At 72.2% G+C, this 18,691-nt stretch carries 14 protein-coding genes, 1 tRNA gene, 1 other RNA gene and 1 pseudogene; 2 read left to right on the forward strand and 15 right to left on the reverse strand.

Annotated features, from left to right (window positions below; genetic code table 11):
• Positions 1-24: 24 nt before the first annotated feature.
• The gene (locus tag CG747_RS29445; protein WP_257980827.1) at positions 25-1,095 is read right to left on the reverse strand and encodes a hypothetical protein; all 1,071 of its coding nucleotides are present in this window, start codon (positions 1,093-1,095) and stop codon (positions 25-27) included.
• Positions 1,096-1,326: 231 nt separating this feature from the next.
• A complete protein-coding gene (locus CG747_RS29450) occupies positions 1,327-2,163 on the reverse strand; it encodes a bifunctional 2-polyprenyl-6-hydroxyphenol methylase/3-demethylubiquinol 3-O-methyltransferase UbiG (RefSeq protein ID WP_100604872.1) in 837 nt (278 codons plus the stop codon).
• Between the two features lie 69 nt (positions 2,164-2,232).
• Between CG747_RS29450 and CG747_RS29455 the strand changes: the two genes are divergently transcribed.
• Complete coding sequence (locus tag CG747_RS29455; protein WP_374701833.1) at positions 2,233-4,185, forward strand: prolyl oligopeptidase family serine peptidase; 1,953 nt, start codon at positions 2,233-2,235, stop codon at positions 4,183-4,185.
• A 400-nt stretch (positions 4,186-4,585) separates the two neighbouring features.
• Here CG747_RS29455 and CG747_RS29465 read toward each other — a convergent pair whose 3' ends face one another.
• The 10 genes from CG747_RS29465 to ffs all read right to left on the reverse strand — a co-directional run bounded on the left by CG747_RS29465 (position 4,586) and on the right by ffs (position 15,481).
• Positions 4,586-5,482 carry an SURF1 family protein gene (locus tag CG747_RS29465; protein WP_100604873.1) on the reverse strand — a complete coding sequence of 299 codons (897 nt, stop codon included), beginning with the start codon at positions 5,480-5,482 and terminating at the stop codon, positions 4,586-4,588.
• A 265-nt stretch (positions 5,483-5,747) separates the two neighbouring features.
• Positions 5,748-7,007 carry a hypothetical protein gene (locus CG747_RS29470; RefSeq protein ID WP_257980828.1) on the reverse strand — a complete coding sequence of 420 codons (1,260 nt, stop codon included), beginning with the start codon at positions 7,005-7,007 and terminating at the stop codon, positions 5,748-5,750.
• Positions 7,004-7,666, reverse strand: coding sequence for a SigE family RNA polymerase sigma factor (locus CG747_RS29480; protein ID WP_180985742.1), 663 nt, complete (start codon positions 7,664-7,666; stop codon positions 7,004-7,006). Before CG747_RS29480 ends, CG747_RS29470 begins: the two co-directional genes overlap by 4 nt.
• Before the next feature lie 524 nt (positions 7,667-8,190).
• Positions 8,191-9,306 (reverse strand): aspartate-semialdehyde dehydrogenase, encoded by a 1,116-nt coding sequence (locus CG747_RS29485; RefSeq protein ID WP_100604875.1) that lies wholly within the window; start codon positions 9,304-9,306, stop codon positions 8,191-8,193.
• Entirely contained in the window at positions 9,303-10,574 is a 1,272-nt protein-coding gene (locus CG747_RS29490) for an aspartate kinase (RefSeq protein ID WP_100604876.1), read from the reverse strand. Before CG747_RS29490 ends, CG747_RS29485 begins: the two co-directional genes overlap by 4 nt.
• Before the next feature lie 352 nt (positions 10,575-10,926).
• On the reverse strand, positions 10,927-11,589 hold the full coding sequence (locus CG747_RS29495; protein ID WP_100604877.1) for a DUF5063 domain-containing protein: 663 nt from the start codon (positions 11,587-11,589) through the stop codon (positions 10,927-10,929).
• Positions 11,582-12,181, reverse strand: a complete 600-nt coding sequence (gene recR, locus CG747_RS29500) for a recombination mediator RecR (RefSeq protein ID WP_100604878.1) — start codon at positions 12,179-12,181, stop codon at positions 11,582-11,584. Before recR ends, CG747_RS29495 begins: the two co-directional genes overlap by 8 nt.
• Positions 12,182-12,232: 51 nt before the next feature.
• A complete protein-coding gene (locus CG747_RS29505; RefSeq protein ID WP_100604879.1) occupies positions 12,233-12,586 on the reverse strand; it encodes a YbaB/EbfC family nucleoid-associated protein in 354 nt (117 codons plus the stop codon).
• A 250-nt stretch (positions 12,587-12,836) separates the two neighbouring features.
• On the reverse strand, positions 12,837-15,338 hold the full coding sequence (locus CG747_RS29510; protein WP_100604880.1) for a DNA polymerase III subunit gamma and tau: 2,502 nt from the start codon (positions 15,336-15,338) through the stop codon (positions 12,837-12,839).
• Positions 15,339-15,382: 44 nt separating this feature from the next.
• An RNA gene (gene ffs / locus CG747_RS29515) (signal recognition particle sRNA small type) lies at positions 15,383-15,481 on the reverse strand.
• Between the two features lie 141 nt (positions 15,482-15,622).
• Between ffs and CG747_RS29520 the strand changes: the two genes are divergently transcribed.
• Positions 15,623-15,710, forward strand: a tRNA-Ser gene (locus tag CG747_RS29520).
• Positions 15,711-15,773: 63 nt separating this feature from the next.
• Here the strand turns inward: CG747_RS29520 and CG747_RS49885 are convergent.
• The 3 genes and pseudogenes from CG747_RS49885 to CG747_RS29535 all read right to left on the reverse strand — a co-directional run.
• Positions 15,774-16,009: pseudogene (locus tag CG747_RS49885) on the reverse strand (site-specific integrase); the annotation flags it as partial.
• 237 nt (positions 16,010-16,246) lie between these two features.
• Positions 16,247-17,413 carry a serine hydrolase gene (locus CG747_RS29530; protein ID WP_100604881.1) on the reverse strand — a complete coding sequence of 389 codons (1,167 nt, stop codon included), beginning with the start codon at positions 17,411-17,413 and terminating at the stop codon, positions 16,247-16,249.
• A gap of 54 nt (positions 17,414-17,467) precedes the next feature.
• Positions 17,468-18,667 carry a serine hydrolase gene (locus CG747_RS29535; protein ID WP_257980830.1) on the reverse strand — a complete coding sequence of 400 codons (1,200 nt, stop codon included), beginning with the start codon at positions 18,665-18,667 and terminating at the stop codon, positions 17,468-17,470.
• Positions 18,668-18,691 lie beyond the last annotated feature (24 nt).

The following is an 18,691-nucleotide window of genomic DNA, read 5'->3' on the forward strand; positions in this document are numbered from 1 at the left end:
GGACCTCCGGCACCTCGGCGCCGTCTACTTGCCGTCGTCCGCCGCCGCCCGCCAGGTGACCGGCCGCGCGCCGTCACCGCTGCCCTGGAAGGTCAGCGAGGCGGGCGGGTCGCCCTTCGGCAGCATGTGGATGGTGCACTCGGTCACCGTGGCGCCCGGCTTGAGCATCTTGTGGGGCACCGCCTCGGGGCACTGGGCGACCCCGGGGCCGCCGATGTCCAACAGGAGCATCTTCCGGGCCTGTTGGCCGCTGGCGCCGCTCAGCACCAGACTGTCGTTGAGGCTCGGGAGCAGGTCCTGCCGGCCCGTGTTCCGGTACTCCACCGTCACGTAGTACGGGACGAGCTTCTTCTGGTCCGCGTCCAGGTCGAAGCGGCTCAGGTCGGCCGGCGAGCCGGTGCGGACGCGCTTGGGGGTGGCCAGGACGGTCGCCGTACGGCGGTCGCTGTCGGTGGTGACCGCGTCGGCGGGCTGGTGCGCGGGCAGCACTCCGCGCGCACCCTGCTGGGCGCCCCCGATCTGCCACAGCAGGGTGTCGCCGCCGTCGTCCTTGTAGGAGACGTTCCCCGGCTTCAGCCCCTTGGGGAGCATGAAGATCTGGCAGAACGCCGCGGTCTCACCGGCGGCCAGTGTGCCCTTGCCGGACTCCTGGCACTCGGGCGGCAGACCGTTGGTGGTGGCCAACGGGTCGGTGCGGAACAGCGAGAGCTGCTCGCCGGCCTGGCCGTCCACCCCGTTGAGGGAGAAGTTCCGCTCCGGGGACAGCTGGCTCAGCACGTCCTTGCCGGTGTTGGTGTAGGAGACGGTGAGGTAGTACGGGACCATCCCCTTGAGGTCGTCGTCCAACCGGATGTGCGCGAGGTCCGAGGGGTGGCCGAGGGCCAACCGGGTCGGCTTGAGCCGCAGCGGGTGCGCCTTGTGGTCCGAACCGGACCAGGTCCCGGCCCTGGCCGCGGACACCATCGGCAGCGGCTCGGCGGGCACCACGGCGGGCGACGCCCCCGGGCTCGCCTTGCCGCCGGCCGCTCCACCGCATCCCACGGCCAGCAGCATGAGCGCGCCCGCGGCACCGGCCGTCCGTCTCCGTACGCGCACGCAAACCCCCGTTGCAGAAACTTTCGTCGTCACCCGCGCCGGCACGGATCGGCGTCGCGTGCGAAGTGGTCCTGCGCAGTGGCCCCTTGGGGCGGCGGACCGCAAACGGCCGAGACCGACCGGGCCGTCCGCCACATTAACCGGCCCGGTACGGCCCAGGCCCGGCGGGCCGCCTCCCGGCCCCGCCCCTCGGCTTCCCCGCCCTCGACCCGGCCACCCCGTACCGGGCGCTCACACCGCCGGCTTCGTCGCCTTCAGGGAGTACATCAGCGGGATGCGGGGCCGGTCCTCCGGGAAGCGGTAGAAACCGTCCTCGCCGCGCCGCAGCACCCCGAAGCGCTGGAACAGCGTCATGTCGTGCTCGTGCAGGAACTCGATCCGCAACCCGGCCCTCGCCACCGCGCTGACCACGTCCCCCAGGGAGTGCTGCCATTCGACGCTCCTGTTGTGGACCGTCTGCGCCGAGAAATCCGTATAGCTGCCGGAGGTCTCCTCGTCCCACGCCTCGCGCCGGAAATAGTCGTGGGCGACACGCGAACCGGTCTCCTCGTCCAGCACGTCGCCCAGCGGGTGGAACTCGGCGAGGTAGAGGAAGCCACCCGGCGCGATCAGGGACGCGGCGGTCTCGGCCCAGCCGACCAGGTCCGGCAGCCAGTTCACCGCCCCGATGCCGGTGTAGACGATGTCGTACGCGGGGTCGGGCACCGCTTCGGCGGCGTCGTAGACGTCGGCGGCGACGAAGGCCGCGCGGCCTTGGCCGTAGCCGAGTTCGGCGGCCAGGTCGCGGGCCGCCTCGACGGCCGGTTCGGAGAAGTCGAGGCCGACGACCCGGGCCGCGCCGCGGTGCGCCCACGACAGCGTGTCCTGGCCGAAGTGGCATTGCAGGTGCAGCAGGCTCCGGCCGGTGACGTCACCGACCTCGGCGGCCTCGAAGTCGCGTATCACGTCCCGGGTCCGCCGGAACGCGTCCTGGTCGTAGTAATCGCTCGCGGTGTGGAGCGGAACGCGCTCGTCCCACCTCGCACGATTCACCTCACGCCAGTCATCGGGACCCCTCTGTTCTCGCATAGGCCGAAGTTATCCACAGCCTGCCGGCCTCGCCAACGGAAATTCCCCCGCCGGGCGCAGAATGGCCCCATGACTGACGAGACCACAGGCTCCGGCCGCACCCCCACCGACCCGTCCCCCGCCCACCCCCGTTCCGCAGGCGCCACGGCGGAGTCGGCGGCACCGAAGACCACGGGCCCGCAGCAGGGCACGGCGGACGCGACGGGCGGCATGCCGGCCTGGGAGCAGCGCTTCCGCGCCCCGCGGATCGGGCTGCCGGAGTGGGCCGAATACGCCCCGGACCGCTCCCTGTTCGTCTCGAACGCCACCGGCACCTTCGAGCTGTACGCCTGGGACCGCGCCACCGGCGCCCAGCGGCAGGCCACGGACCGCCCGCACGGCACGACGGACGGCACGCTCTCGCCGGACGGTGAATGGATCTGGTGGTTCTCCGACACCGACGGGGACGAGTTCGGCGTCTGGATGCGGCAGCCGTTCACCGGCGGCCCCGACGAGCCGGCCGCACCCGGGCTCGACGCCTCGTATCCCGGCGGCCTGGCGATCAGCCGGGACGGCACGGCGGTGATCGGCCGCTCCACGGACGACGAGGGCTCCACGATCCACGTCGTCCGGCACGGGCAGCCGCCGGTGGAGATCTACCGGCACCGCGAGTCGGCCGGCGTCGGCGACGTCTCCCACGACGGCTCGCTGATCGCCGTCGAGCACACCGAGCACGGCGACGCCATGCACTCCGCCATCCGCGTCGTACGCCCCGACGGGTCGACGGTCGCCGAGCTGGACGACACCCACGGCGGCACCGAGGAGCTGGGCCTGTCGGTGATGGGCTTCGCCCCGGTGGACGGCGACAGCCGGCTGCTCGTCGGCCACCAGCGGCGGGGCCGCTGGGAGCCGATGGTCTGGGACCCGCTGACGGGCACGGAGACCGCGCTGGAGATCGACCTGCCCGGCGACGTGGCCGCGGACTGGTACCCGGACGGCTCCGCGCTCCTGGTGGAGCACGAGTACCAGGCCCGCAGCGAGCTCTGGCGCTACGGCCTCGGCACGGCGGGCGCCGCGGACGCCCCCGGCAGCGCCCTGAGCCGGGTCGACACCCCCGCCGGCACGGTCTCCGGCGCCACCGCCCGCCCGGACGGGACGGTGGAGTTCCTGTGGTCGTCCGCCGCCCAGCCGCCGGAGGTGCGGTCGACCAACGGCACGGTGGTCCTGGACCCGCCCGGTATGAAGGCCCCCGGGTCGGTGCCGGTGACCGACGTCTGGGTGGACGGCCCCGGCGGCCGGATCCACGCCCTGGTCCAGCAGCCCCCCGGCCCGGGCCCCTTCCCCACCGTCTTCGACATCCACGGCGGCCCGACCTGGCACGACAGCGACTCCTTCGCCTCGTCGCCGGCAGCCTGGGTGGACCACGGCTTCGCGGTCGTCCGCGTCAACTACCGCGGATCGACCGGTTACGGCCGGGCCTGGACCGACGCGCTCAAGCACCGCGTCGGACTGATCGAGCTGGAGGACATCGCCGCGGTGCGGGAGTGGGCGGTCGCCTCCGGCCTCGCGGACCCGGAACGCCTGGTGCTCGCCGGCGGCTCATGGGGCGGCTATCTGACGCTGCTGGGCCTGGGCACCCAGCCGGACGCCTGGGCGCTGGGCCTGGCCGCGGTCCCGGTCGCGGACTACGTCACGGCGTACCACGACGAGATGGAAGCCCTGAAGGCCATGGACCGCACCCTCCTGGGCGGGACCCCTGAGGAGGTCCCCGAACGCTTCGAAGCGTCCTCCCCGCTGACGTACGTCGACGCGGTGCGGGCTCCGGTCTACATCTCCGCCGGCGTCAACGACCCCCGCTGCCCGATCCAGCAGGTCGAGAACTACGTCCAGCGCCTGGAAACCCGCGACCACGCGCACGAGGTCTACCGCTACGACGCCGGCCACGGCTCCCTCGTGGTCGAGGAGCGCATCAAGCAGGTCCGACTGGAACTCGACTTCGCCCGCCGCTACCTGGAGACGGCACAGCCGACGGCGACCGAGTAGACGCACAGCCGCAATTCGGGGGAGGTGGGGGTGGGTGGGGCGGGGGGAGGGGAGGGGAGGGGAGGGGAGGGGAGGCCCCCAGGGGAACGACCCCCTACCTGCCCGCCGCCACTTCATCCCCGGCTGCGACTCCCCCGGCCTCGCCCGCGGCCTCGGCTCCGGCCCCGCTCACGCTCCCGCCGGCCACCGCCCCGTCCGTCCCCTCGGGGAGGATGCCCAGGGCGGCGTCCTTGGCGGCTTCCGCCNCTGGAACTCGACTTCGCCCGCCGCTACCTGGAGACGGCACAGCCGACGGCGACCGAGTAGACGCACAGCCGCAATTCGGGGGAGGTGGGGGTGGGTGGGGCGGGGGGAGGGGAGGGGAGGGGAGGGGAGGGGAGGCCCCCAGGGGAACGACCCCCTACCTGCCCGCCGCCACTTCATCCCCGGCTGCGACTCCCCCGGCCTCGCCCGCGGCCTCGGCTCCGGCCCCGCTCACGCTCCCGCCGGCCACCGCCCCGTCCGTCCCCTCGGGGAGGATGCCCAGGGCGGCGTCCTTGGCGGCTTCCGCCTCGCGGCGGACCAGGCGGAACCACATGAAGAGCACGAAGCCCGCGAAGACGAACCATTCGCCGGTGTAGCCGAGGTTCTGGAACGCCTTCATGTCCAGGCCGCTGCCCTCCGCGGCGGCCGGCGGCACGGCGTGCAGCGGGGCCTGCGGGTCGGTGAGCGTGATCCAGGCGTCGTAGATGCCGTACGGCACGATGTTGACCAGCGACGCCGCGCTGATCATGCCGAGCTGTCCGCTGGGCAGGCCGCCGCCCGCCTGGACCCCGGACGTGCCCTCGTTCTCGGACGCCTGCAGCGCTCCGGTGACCGTGACCTCCCCCTTGGGCGGTGCGGGCACCTTCGCCGTGTCGGCCATGGCGTTCGCGTCACCGGGGAGCCAGCCGCGTACGACCGGCAGGGCCTTGCCGCTGTCCGTGCGCAGCAGGGTCAGGACGTAGAAGCCCTGCTGGTCACCGTGCTTGCCCCGCAGGGTGCGGCCCGGGACCAGAAGTTGGTGCTCGGTGTCGTAGCGGCCGCGGGCGCTGGCCTGGCGACCCGAGGTGACCTGGTCGACCGGCAGCAGGCTCGCCAGCGGTCGGGGAGCGGCGGCCTTGGCGTCGGCGGACCGGTTCTCCTGCTGCTGGTGTGAGGCGACCCGGGCGTCGAAGCGACTCAGCTGCCAGCTGCCCATGAAGATGCAGAAGGGGATCGCCAGTACGGCGAAGACGTTGATTCCCCACCACCGCGGGGTCAGCAGGAACCGGTACACCCCACCAACGGTACGGGGCCCGTGCCGCACGGCCGCACCGCCCCCTCCCCACAACCGCCCCGCCCCCGCGACCTGGGCGGTTCCCGACGGGCACACCACCTGACGGCCGGACAACTCGACGGCCCGACGCCCCGGCGCAGCAGACAGTCCCCCCTCAGCGCAGGCCCACCCCGCACCGCGCCGGCTCCGCACCAGCTATAAGGCGCTGCACCACCCACGGCGCTGCACCGCCCAACGCATGGCGCCGGCTGCGGCGTTGCACCGGCTACGGCGCCGCCAGGGGTGCCGTGCGGTACACCGTGCCGGCGCACGCGTCCGCGATCTTGGCGTCGGCCGCGACGGGCTCGCCCGCCTCCGGCGTATGGGTGAGGAGCACCCCGCCGGCCGCCGCCCCGCCGTCCCCGGTGCCGTCTCCGCCACCGGCCTGGCCTTCGGTGCCGCTGCCGCCCCCGCTCGTCGTCGACGCGGCGGCCGGCGACTCCCCGGGCGCCTTGGACGGGTCGGGCGTCGGCGTCGGCCCCGGGCTGACGCATCCGGTCGGACCGCCGCCGGCCGCCGGGATCCAGGCGAACTTGACCTCGTACGCCTGCCCCGGCTTCAGCACCAACTGGTCGGGGGTGGTCGCCGGATCGGGCAGCCCGGTGGCGTCGTCACCCGAGGTGTGGTCGACCACATGGATCTTGTCCGGCTTGGTGGAGCCCTGCGGTGTGAGGTCCACGGTCCCGCCGCCCTGCACGGAACAAGCGGAAGCGGAAGTGTTCACCACGCGGAACGCGCCGTAGACGCGGCCCGACGAGTCGGCCGGGCCGACCGTGCCGGTCCCCTTGCCGAGCTGGTCGCGTCCGCAGACGGGCGAGGTGACGTCCATGGTCGCGTCGGGGGCGGGTGTGCCGACGCCGGCGCCGGGGCCCGTGCCGGGCGTCTCGGTGCCCTTGCCCACGGTGCCCGGCGGGCGGTCCGCATCGGCCTTCCCCCCGCTCTGGCCGATCGGGCGGCTACTGGCGTGCTCGGTGCCTTCGCCGTGCGCGCCGCTGGTGTCGTGCTCGGCGCTCCGGCTGCTGGCGGCGTTGGCCGGGCGGTCATCGGGGGCGTCGCTGAAGTTCGCGACGTGGACCATCGCCGGGACCGCGGTGCCGCCGAGCAGCACCGCCGCGGCCGCGCCCACCAGGGCGTGCCGCCGTCGCTGCCGACGGGCCGGGACCGCCCGCCGCAACTGCTCCAGTGCCTCCGGCGCGGGCTCCAGGTCGGCGACGCTGGACTGCAGCAGCCGCCGCAGGTCGTCCTCGCTGCCGAATCCGGCACCGCCTTCGCCGAACCCACCACCGGAACCGAACCCGGCACCGTCCCCGGAACGGGAACCGGAACCGGAACCGGAACGAGAACCGGAACCACAGCCGGCCCCAGTACCGGCCCCGGCCCCGCCCCCGGAACAGCCCCGGGCGTCCCTGGTTTCCCGGGGCTCCCCCTCGCCCCAGTTGCCCTCGTCGTTCCCGGCGTTCCCCCGGCTGGATCCTGCCGCACTCACGCCGGAGCCTCCATGGCGACACGGAGCGCCGCGATCCCCCGCGAGCCGTACGCCTTGACCGAGCCGAGCGATATCCCCAGCGTCTCCGCGACCTGAGCTTCCGTCATGTCGGCGAAGTAGCGGAGCACCAGCACCTCGCGCTGACGGCGCTGCAACCCGCGCATCGCCTTGATCAACTCGTCCCGCTCCAGCAGGTCGTACGCGCCCTCCTCGGCACTCGCCATGTCGGGCATCGGCTTGGAGAGCAGCTTCAGCCCGAGGATCCGGCGGCGCAGCGCGGAACGCGAAAGGTTGACGACCGTCTGCCGCAGGTAGGCCAGGGTCTTCTCGGGGTCGCGCACCCGGCCGCGGGCGGAGTGCACGCGGATGAAAGCTTCCTGCACGACGTCCTCGCAGGAGGCGGTGTCGTCGAGCAGCAGCGCCGCCAGGCCGAGGAGTGAGCGGTAGTGCGCGCGATAGGTCTCGGTGAGGTGGTCGACTGTGGTGCCGGCTGCCATCGCGTCGTCAGTGTCCCCACGCTGCGTCGAGAGCTGCGCGGGGCGCGCGGTGGACCAGGGGGCGATCACCGGCATGCCCCCGGGAACCCGTGGGCGCTGCGGGCGCACTGCCGCGCCTGCCGCTCCCGCCGGGACGATGGTGAATCCGAGTACCTCTGCCACGCCTGTTGGACACGCTTCCCCCCAAAAGGGTTGTACGCACAAGGCACCGCTAGCGGCGATGCGTCAAATGCCCTCATGCGCACCAGCTCTTCCCAAACGCCCCGATTGCCCTGATACGACCGCCCTGACGCCATCGCCCCGCCACCCCAGGGCTCCGGAAGCGGACCGCGAACACCGCGGTCCACCCCGGTGGGTGACTCCAAAAGACGCCACCCGCCGGCCGCCGGTTGCAGCATCACGGGAAGCGAATGATCGAACAGAACATCAGCCCAGATCAAGTGGCCCGAACCGGCACTCCGCACACGAAATCTTCACACGCCCCACAAAGTATGTCGCAGGCGGCCGACCCACCGCAGCCACTCCCGCCAACTACCGCGCCCACCACCGAAGAGCGACGAATAGCGACACAGAACCGAGGCGCGGAACCGAGGCGCGGAACCGACATGCAAAACAGCGGCACGCCCCCAAGCCGCCACCCAAGCCATAAAACCGACAACCACCGGCCCGCGGCCCGCGGCCCGCCCCTACCCCCGCAGCTCCCCCGCCACCAACTCACCGATCTGCGCCGCGTTCAGTGCCGCCCCCTTGCGCAGGTTGTCCCCGCACACGAAGAGTTCCAGTGCGCGCGGATCGTCCAGCGACCGCCGCACCCGCCCCACCCAGGTGGGATCGGTCCCCACCACGTCCGACGGGGTCGGGTACTCGCCCTCCGCCGGGTCGTCGCACAGCACGACGCCGGGCGCGGCCGCGAGGATCTCGTGCGCACCGGCGACCGTGACCTCGTTCTCGAAGCGCGCGTGCACGGCCATCGAGTGCGCGGTGAGCACCGGCACCTGCACGCAGGTCGCGGTGACCGGCAGTTCGGGCAGCCCCAGGACCTTCCGGGACGCGTCGCGGATCGTCAGCTCCTCCGAGGACCAGCCGTCCTCCTGGAGCGATCCGGCCCACGGCACGACGTTGAGGGCGAGCGGCGCCGGGAACGGCCCGAGGGTGTCGCCGACCGCCCGCCGCACATCGCCCGGCGCGGCGCCCAGTTCGGTACCGGACACCGCGGCGAGCTGCGCCCGCAGCGTGTCGGTGCCGGCCTGTCCGGCTGCCGACGCGGCCTGGTACGAGGAGACGATCAGCTCGCTCAGCCCGTACTCGGCGTGCAGCGCGCCGAGTACGACGATCATCGACAGGGTGGCGCAGTTCGGGTTGGCGATGATGCCGCGCGGACGGATCCGTGCCGCGCACCCGTTGACCTCGGGGACGACCATCGGCACGTCCGGATCCCCCCGGAACGCGCCCGAATTGTCCACCACGACCGTGCCCTTGGACACCGCGACCGGCGCCCACTGCGCGGCGACGGCGTCCGGCAGGTCGAACACCGCGACGTCGATGCCGTCGAAGGCGTCCTCGCTCAACCCGACGACCTCGACCTCTTCGCCCCGCACGGTCAGCTTGCGGCCGGCCGAGCGGGGTGAGGCGATCAGCCGGATCTCACCCCAGATGTCGGCCCGCTCGGAGAGGATTCCGAGCAGGACGCGGCCGACGGCACCGGTGGCACCGACGACCGCGAGGTGCGGCCTGGCAGCCGGGCGGGCCCCCGCCCCCGCCGAATCGGCGAGGGACGGGCGGCCTGCCTCGGCCGGAATCATCGCCCGGTGCCGCCGTAGACGACTGCTTCGTCGGTCTCGCTGTCGAGGCCGAAGGCGCTGTGCACCGCCTGGACGGCCTCGTTGACGTCATCGGCACGGGTGACGACCGAGATGCGGATCTCGGAGGTCGAGATGAGCTCGATGTTCACGCCCGCGTTCGACAGCGCCTCGAAGAACGTCGCGGTCACGCCGGGGTTGGTCTTCATTCCGGCGCCGACCAGCGAGATCTTGGCGATCTGGTCGTCGTAGCGGAGCGAGTCGAAACCGACCGCGGCCCGGGTCTTCTCCAGTGCCGCGACGGCCTTGCGGCCCTCGGCCTTCGGCAGCGTGAAGGAGATGTCCGTCAGCCCGGTGGAGGCCGCCGACACGTTCTGGACGACCATGTCGATGTTGACCTCGGAGTCGGCGATGGCACGGAAGATCCGCGCGGCCTCACCCGGCTTGTCCGGGACCCCGACGACCGTGACCTTCGCCTCGGAGGTGTCGTGCGCGACGCCCGAGATGATTGCCTGCTCCATCGGCCTGTCCCCTTGCGGTTCGTTGCTGACCCACGTGCCCTTCAGCCCCGAGAAGGAGGAACGGACGTGGATCGGGATGTTGTAACGGCGTGCGTACTCGACGCAGCGGTGCAGCAGCACCTTGGAGCCGGAGCTGGCCAGCTCCAGCATGTCCTCGAAGGAGATCCACTCGATCTTCCGGGCCTTCTTCACGACCCGCGGGTCGGCGGTGAAGACACCGTCCACATCGGTGTAGATCTCACAGACGTCGGCGTTCAGCGCGGCGGCGAGGGCCACCGCGGTGGTGTCCGAACCGCCGCGTCCCAGCGTCGTGATGTCCTTCTTGTCCTGGGACACGCCCTGGAATCCGGCGACGATGGCGATGTTGCCCTCGTCGAGGGACGCCTTGATGCGGCCGGGCGTGACGTCGATGATCCGTGCTTTGTTGTGCACGGAGTCGGTGATCACACCGGCCTGGCTGCCCGTGAAGGACTGCGCCTCATGGCCGAGGTTTTTGATCGCCATCGCCAGCAGGGCCATGGAGATCCGCTCTCCGGCGGTCAGCAGCATGTCGAACTCGCGCCCCGACGGGATCGGGGACACTTCCTGCGCGAGATCGATCAGCTCGTCCGTCGTGTCGCCCATCGCCGAGACCACCACGACAACCTGGTTGCCGTTCTTCTTGGCCTCAACGATTCGCTTGGCGACGCGCTTGATGCCCTCGGCATCCGCAACGGATGAGCCGCCGTACTTCTGCACGACAAGGCCCACGTGCGCTCCTCGCAACTGTCTCTGCGGGAGGGGGTCCCTCCCGGACCCCCTGACATGGGGGTACTGCGGTCGGCTCAGTCTAACGAGCGGGCGGAATCCGCCCCGCTACTACCACATCGTGAGACGCAAAACCCACGGCTTTGATCAACTCACCCACCGTGAAAACGCCCGTGAAGACGCCCGATGAGCACGTCGAACGCGGTCCGCGGACGTCGTGTCCCTCGCCGGTTCCAGCGCGGTGCTCCATCGCACCGGCCCGGCGTGCACCTTCCCGCTCCACACCCGGGCACACGGAACGTAACCCAGCTCACACCGCGCACACCGTTCGGGCGGGCGGCGGCACGGGCGGCGGTCACACGCCCCGCAGCCCCAGCGGACCGGCGATCTCCGCCGCCATGACCTTGCCGGCCTCCTCGGCGAGCCGGTCCTCGTCCCCGGCGGCGTCGGCGTCGGTGTCCAGCCCGTCCAGCGCGTCCAGCGGCTGGTCGAGGCGTACGTGGGCGACCAGCGACTGGAGCGCCCGGAGGGCGGCCGAGGCGGTCGGGCCCCAGTTGGAGAGGTAGGAGAACTGCCACCACCACAGGGCCTCGGTGATCCGGCCCGCCCGGTAGTGCGCCAGTCCGTGCCGCAGGTCGGTGATGATGTCGGCGAGGTCGTCGGAGATCCTGCAGGCCACCGGCTCGCTGCGCGGCACGTACGGGTCGAAGACCTCGGAGTACACGTCCACCGGGTCGAGCAGCAGCGCGAACCGCTCGCGCAGTTCGTCCACGTCCACCTCCGGACCGGTGTCCGGTTCGTACCGCTCGTCGGGAACGATGTCCTCGTGGGCGCCCAGCCGGCCGCCCGTGAGCAGCAGCTGGGAGATCTCCAGCAGCAGGAAGGGCACCGCGCTGTCCGGCTCGTCGCCCTTGGCGACCTCGGTCACCGCGACGATGAAGCTCTCGATCGAGTCGGAGATCGAAACGGCGAAGTCGTCCGGGTTCTGTGTCGTGTCGTGCAGCGTGGCGTCAGACATCAAGAAGTCTCCTCCCTTCGAAGGCCCGCCCGAGCGTGACCTCGTCGGCATACTCCAGATCGCCTCCGACTGGCAGCCCACTGGCCAGTCGCGTCACTGTGAGGCCCATCGGCTTGATCATGCGGGCCAGGTACGTGGCCGTGGCCTCGCCCTCCAGATTCGGGTCGGTGGCCAGGATCAGCTCGGTGACCGAACCGTCCGCGAGCCTGGCCAGCAGTTCCCGTATCCGCAGGTCGTCGGGGCCGACGCCCTCGATCGGGCTGATCGCCCCGCCGAGGACGTGGTAGCGGCCGCGGAACTCCCTCGTCCGCTCGATCGCCACGACGTCCTTGGGCTCCTCCACGACGCAGATGACCGCCGGATCGCGCCGCGGGTCCAGGCAGACCCGGCACTGCTCCTCCTGCGCGACATTGCCGCACACGCTGCAGAACCGTACCTTCGCCTTGACCTCCATCAGCGCGTTCGCGAGCCGGCGGACATCGGTCGGCTCGGCCTGAAGGATGTGGAAGGCGATCCGCTGCGCGCTCTTGGGACCGACGCCGGGCAGCCTGCCCAACTCGTCGATCAGGTCCTGGACCACGCCTTCATACACGGAACGTCTTCTCTCTCTTCTGCCGTGCTGCGTACGCTAGTTGGCTACTCCTCAGAAGGGGAGACCGGGGATGCCACCGCCGCCGCCCAGCGCCTGGGCGAGCGGACCGAGCTTCTGCTGCTGGATCTTCTGCGCGGTGGCGTTGGCGTCGCGGACCGCCGCGAGGACGAGGTCGGCGAGGGTCTCGGCGGTCTCCTCCGCGGAGTCGGTGTCGACCGCCTTCGGGTCGATCACCAGCCCCTTGAGCTCACCGGAGCCGGTCACCGTCGCCTTGACCAGGCCACCCCCCGCGGAACCCTCCACGGGCGTCTCGGCCAGCTCCTGTTGGGCGGCCGCGAGATCCTGCTGCATCTTCTGGGCCTGCTGGAGCAGCTGCTGCATATTGGGCTGACCACCGGGGATCACGACATGACTCCTGCCGTACGACAACGATTGGTGCGGTAGCCCGAGCCTACGTGTTTCCCGCGCCCGGCGCCCTACGCCGTAGGGAGGAGCACTGGTGTACCCCGTACGCCCCTGGGACGGGCCGGCGGCCGCCCTCCCGCCCCGTGCGCGGAGCGCGGAGCGCAGTCGGGCCGTGACGTTCCGCCGCCGGGGCCGCGTCCGGCACCGCCGACGCACCGGCGCCGCACCCCGGTTCATGCGTCGCCGCGCGTCACTCGTTGTCGAACTCTTCCAGGACCGTCGCGCCCAGTTCGCGCACGATCAGCTCGTGCCCGCTCAGTGCGGAGTCGACGAGGTCCGGGTCGTCCTCCGCCGGCATGTCGTACTCGATCGACATCGGGGGCTCCGGCGCGGTGTACGCGGGCTCCGCGGCCGGTCCGCCCTGGCCGCCGCCCGTGGACGGCGACGAGACCACCGCCTCGCGCGCCATCCGCGCACCCTGACCGCCGCCGCCACCGGCTCCGGCACCGCCCGAACCGTACGACTCGGACGCCGCCGGGGCGCTCTGCCGGGCCGGGGCCTGCGGCGCCGACTGCGGCGCGCCGCCGCCGAAGCCGCCTCCGCCGCCCCGGGCACCGCCGGACGGCGGATTGGCACCGCCGGACGGATCGACGATCGCCTCGACCCGCCACTGCAACTGGAAGTGCTCGGCGAGCACCTCCTTGAGCACGTCCTCGCTGCCGCCGTTGGCGAAGCTGTCCCGGGCCCCGGCGTTGGGGAACCCGATCTGCAGCGTGGTGCCGTCGAAGCCGGAGACCTGGGCGTTCTGGCTCAGCAGGATCCAGGTGAAACGCCGGCGGCCCTTGACCGCGTCCAGGATCTGCGGCCAGAGCTGCCGCACCTGCGCGGCACCCTGCGCCGCCCCGCCGGACACCGGCTGAGCGGGCGCCGCCGCGGCGGGAGCGCCACCGCCGGACACGGGCGCGCCACCGGCCTGCGCCGGAGCGCCGCCACCGGTCCCGGGCGCACCGGTCCCCGCCGCCGCAGGGGCCCCGGACGCCGCCGGTGTTCCCTGCCCCGGCGCCACGGCCGACGGCCAGCTGCCGGGCTGCCGTGCCGCGGTGCCCTGTCCGGCGCCCGCCGCACCGGCACCGCGGGTGCCGCCGGGCCAGGCTCCGGGCCGCGCCGCGCCGCCCTGGGGCGCGGTCGCCGGCCCGGCCTCCTGGCCGCCCGGCACGTCGTTCTGCGCCTCGCCGTAGGCGCCGCCCGGCGCCGCACCCGCATCCCCCCCGGGACCGGCGGCAGCGGGCACAGCGGGGCCGGCAGGCGCGGCGGCCCCCGCAGGGCCCGTCGCCGGGCCGCCGCCGGGCGCCGGAGCGGCCCCCGAGGCCGCGCCCGGTCCGCCCGCCGTTCCGCGCACCGCGGCCCGCGCCGCCGCCGGTCCGGACGGTCCGGCGGGCGGCATCGGCGGATGGGCCTCGGCGCCCGGCGCATACGCGACCGCGGGTCCACCGGACTCCACCACCGCCCCGCCGGGACCGACGCCACCCACGCCACCGGCGCCACCGGCCGACCCGAGCGCGCCGCCCAGCGCCATCGCCGCCGCGCCGGCGCCGACCCCGCGCTCCAGGCGGTCCAGCCGCGCCTGCACCGACCGCTCGTCGTCGTACGCCGCAGGGAGCAGCACCCGGGCGCAGATCAGCTCCAGCTGGAGCCGCGGGGAGGTGGCCCCGCGCATCTCCGTCAGACCGGCGTTGACCAGGTCGGCGGCGCGGCTCAGCTCGGCCGCCCCGAACACCGACGCCTGCGCCGTCATCCGCTCCACGACATCGGCCGGGGCGTCGATCAGCCCCTTCTCCGCGGCGTCCGGCACCGCCGCCAGGATCACCAGGTCCCGCAGCCGCTCCAGCAGGTCGGCCACGAACCGCCGCGGATCGTTCCCGCCCTCGATGACCCGGTCGACGACCTCGAAGGCGGCCGCGCCGTCCCCGGCCGCGAACGCCTCCACCACGGAATCCAGCAGCGACCCGTCCGTGTACCCCAGCAGCGACGTCGCCATGGCATACGTCACACCGTCCGCACCGGCACCGGCGAGCAGCTGGTCCATCACCGACATCGAGTCACGCACCGAACCGGCACCGGCCCGCACCACCAGCGGCAGCACGCCGTCCTCGACCGGGATCTCCTCCCGCCCGCACACCTCCGCGAGGTACTCCCGCAGCGTCCCGGGCGGCACCAGCCGGAACGGATAGTGGTGCGTACGCGACCGGATCGTCCCGATGACCTTCTCGGGCTCGGTCGTGGCGAAGATGAACTTCAGGTGCTCCGGCGGCTCCTCGACGACCTTCAGCAGGGCGTTGAAGCCCGCCGAGGTCACCATGTGCGCCTCGTCGATGATGTAGATCTTGTACCGGCTGCTGGCCGGCCCGAAGAACGCCTTCTCCCGCAGCTCACGCGCGTCGTCGACGCCACCGTGCGACGCCGCGTCGATCTCGATCACATCGATCGAGCCCCGGCCGTTGCGCGCCAGGTCCACGCACGAGTGGCACTTCCCGCACGGCGTCGGAGTGGGACCTTCCTCACAGTTCAAACAGCGCGCCAGGATCCGCGCGCTCGTCGTCTTGCCGCAGCCGCGCGGCCCACTGAACAGATACGCGTGGTTGACCCGGTTGTTCCGCAACGCCTGCTGCAGCGGGTCGGTCACGTGCTCTTGCCCGATGACCTCGGCGAAGGTCTCGGGGCGGTAGCGGCGGTACAGCGCAAGGGACGACACGCATACGACGATATCGGGCCCCACCGACAACCGGCCGCCCCGCAAACGCAAGCGCCCCCCACGCACCCGCCAGAGCCGACCTACCCTTGCTGCCTTCCGGCCCTGGGGGAGTTCAGTCAGATAGCGCCACGTGAGGGGCTGCGCTCCACATTAGCGGATCCCCACCCCAAGAAACGACCCAGCCCCCCACCGGTCTCCTCCTCGCCCCCTCGCCACCCCCTCGGCGACCCCTCCCCGCGGATCGTGTTCGCGAGCACTGCCCAACGTCTTGTATTGTTTGCGGCGGAGGATTCGCCTAGTGGCCTAGGGCGCACGCTTGGAAAGCGTGTTGGGGGCAACCCCTCACGAGTTCGAATCTCGTATCCTCCGCCAGTGCTCTCACCGGGCACGATGTCGAAGGGCCCCACCGTTCGCGGTGGGGCCCTTCGACGTTCCTCAGCCCTCGTTGTCCTGGTCTTTGTCCACAAGGGCTGTTTCCGGGGTTCCCCAGATCGCCGCGCCGATCTTCCGGGCCGCTTCCTTCAACAGGTGGTCGGGGACATGGAGATACCGCGCCGCATCCGTGCGGCCCCGCCCGGTTCCCAACCCATGATCTGGTCGATCACCCGGTCCGGGACGCCCAGCACCATGAGCACCGTTCCGGCCTTGTGCCGGACGTCGTGCAGTCGGGCCGTCCAGGTGGCGGGCGACGACCGAGTTCCGGTAGGCCATCGCTGATCAGGTGATCCAGGCTCCAGCGATCAAGGAGTTCCCTCACGAGGTGGGCGACCAGGCGGCCCTCCAGATCGGCCGGGCCGACGTCGTGGGCGGTGACGATGTGGCGGCTGTGCGCACACATGAGACCGATGGGCCCGACCCCATGTCGGGCCCATCGGTCGTTTTGCTTCACGGAACGCCCTCGGCGAGGTTCAGCGGCACAGGGCGGTGTCCACGGCGCGTTCGAGATTCCTCCGGCCCGCCTCGTCGGTGAGCTGCATGGTGACCGCGACGTTGGTGGCGCGGCCGTCGTCGGTGGCGCCACCCCGGGTCTCGTACCCCGGGAAGCTGCCGCCGTGGCCCCAGGAGAGGCCGCCACACGGCAGCGGCCTGCTGACGAGTCCAAGTCCGTAGCGGGCGCCGGGGCCGAAGGTCGCTTCGGCGGGGACGGTGGAGCGCATCTGGGCGAGCTGGGCCGAGGGCAGGAGGCGGCCGGCCAGGAGTGCGCTGAAGAAGCGGTTGAGGTCGGAGCCGGTGGAGACCATCTGGCCTGCCGCCCATCCCCAGGAGGGGTCGATCTCCGTGATGTCACGCAGCGGCACGTCCGCCGATTCCCGGTAGTAACCGTGGGGGTGGGGCCCCCGAATGCTCGCGTCACCGGGGGCGGGGAAGTAGGTGTGGCGCAGCCCGGCGCGTTGGACGACGCGCCGGTCGATCTCCTCGGCGAGGGGGCGGCCGGTGACCTTCTGGACGATCAGGCCGGCGAGCACGTAGTTGGTGTTGCTGTACTTCCAACTCGTCCCGGGGGCGAAGTCGGCCGGGTGCTGGAGGGCTGTGGCGAGCAGTTCGCGGGGGGTGTAGTACCGGACGTCGTCCCCGAGGTGGTCGCTGTAGTTGGGGAGTCCGCTGGTCTGCTGGAGGAGCTGGCGGACGGTGATGTGCCGTCCGTCGATCCCTTCCCCGCGGACGAGGCCGGGCAGGTAGGTGTCGACGGAGGCGTCCAGGTGCACCCGCCGCTCCGCGACGAGTTGGAGGACGACGACTGCGACGAAGGTCTTGGTGTTGCTGCCGATCCGTACCTGGCCGTCCCTGGGCACCTTCGAGCCGGTGGTCAGGTCGCCCACTCCTGCGGTGTAGGTGCGGATGCGGCCGTCACGGTCCTGGACGCTCGCCAGCGCAGCGGGCATCCCGTCGTCGCGCACCAGCGCGTTCAGGCTCTGCTGGACGGCGTCCGGCCTGGCGGCGGAGGCGGCGGGCGGGGCGAGGGCGCCCAGTGTCATGCCGCCGATGGCCGCCGCGGCCGCGGCGGGCAGGGCCCGTCGCCGCGTGCCCTGCTGCCGGCCCGGCGAGCGAAGCCCTTGCCGTGTCTGTCCACGCATGAGTCAACTCCTGAGGAATCGTTGGACCGTTGTTCGGGTTGCCGGGTACGTGATTCAGCCGCACAGGGCCCTGTCCACGGCGTCCTTCACGTGCTGCGTGGCTGCCTCGTCCGTCGGGATGTTGGTGATCGCGACGTTGGCGGCACGGCCGTCGTCGGTGACACCGCCCCGGGTCTCGTACCCCGCGATGTCGCCGCCGTGGCCCCAGTAGACGCCGCCGCACGACAGCGGCCTGCTCGTGAGCCCCAGCCCGTAGCGGAGACCGGAGGTCCCGGCGGGGACGGTCGTGCGCATCTCGGCGAGCTGGGCCGCCGGGAGGAGGCGGCCGGCGAGGAGCGCGGTGAAGAAGCGGTTGAGGTCGGAGTTGGTGGAGATCAACTGGCCTGCGGCCCATCCTGCGGAGGGGTCCATCTCCGTGAAGTCGCGCAGCGGTGTGTTCGCCGGGTTGCGGTGGTAACCGTGGGGGTGCGGCTCTCGGATGGTCATCTCGCCGGGGGTGGGGAAGTAGGTGTGGCGCAGCCCGATGCGCTTGAAGATGCGCCGGTCCATCTCCTCGGCGAGGGGGCGGCCGGTGACCTTCTGGACGATCAGGCCGGCCAGGACGTAGTTGGTGTTGCTGTACCCCCACGTCGTCCCCGGAGCCGCGTCGGCCTTGTACCGGAGGGCGATGTCGAGCAGCTCGCGGGGCTCGAAGTACCGGTTCCTGATCTCGTCGTCGTCGACGTGGATGCCGTACTCGGGGAGTCCGCTGGTGTGCTGGAGGAGCTGGCGGACGGTAATGCGGCGCCCGTCGATCCCCTTTCCGCGGACGAGGCCGGGCAGGTAGGTGTCGACGGTGGCGTCGAGGCCGATCTTCCCTTCGCCGACCAGCTGCAGGACCACGACCGCCGTGAACGCCTTGGTGTTGCTGCCGATCCGTACCTGGCCGTCCCTGGGCACCTTCGAGCCGGTGGTCAGGTCGCCCACTCCTGCGGTGTAGGTGCGGATGCGGCCGTTCCGGTCCTGGACGCTCGCCAGCGCGGCGGGCATCCCGTCGTCGCGCACCAGCGTGTTCAGGGCCTGCTGGACGGCGTCCGGCCTGGCGGCGGCAGCAGCGGAGGCAGCGGAATCGGAGGCGGAGGCGGCGGGCGGGGCGAGGGCGCCCAGCGTCATGACGCCGATGGCCACCGCGGCCGCGGCCGACACGGCTCGTCGCCGTCTGCCGCCCTGCTGCCGGGTCGAGGAACGAAGGCCCTGCCGGGTCTGAGCACGCATAAGTCAACTCCTGGGGAATCGTTT

Origin of the sequence: Streptomyces sp. CB02959 (assembly GCF_002803155.1) — a bacterium.
Classification (GTDB): domain Bacteria; phylum Actinomycetota; class Actinomycetes; order Streptomycetales; family Streptomycetaceae; genus Streptomyces.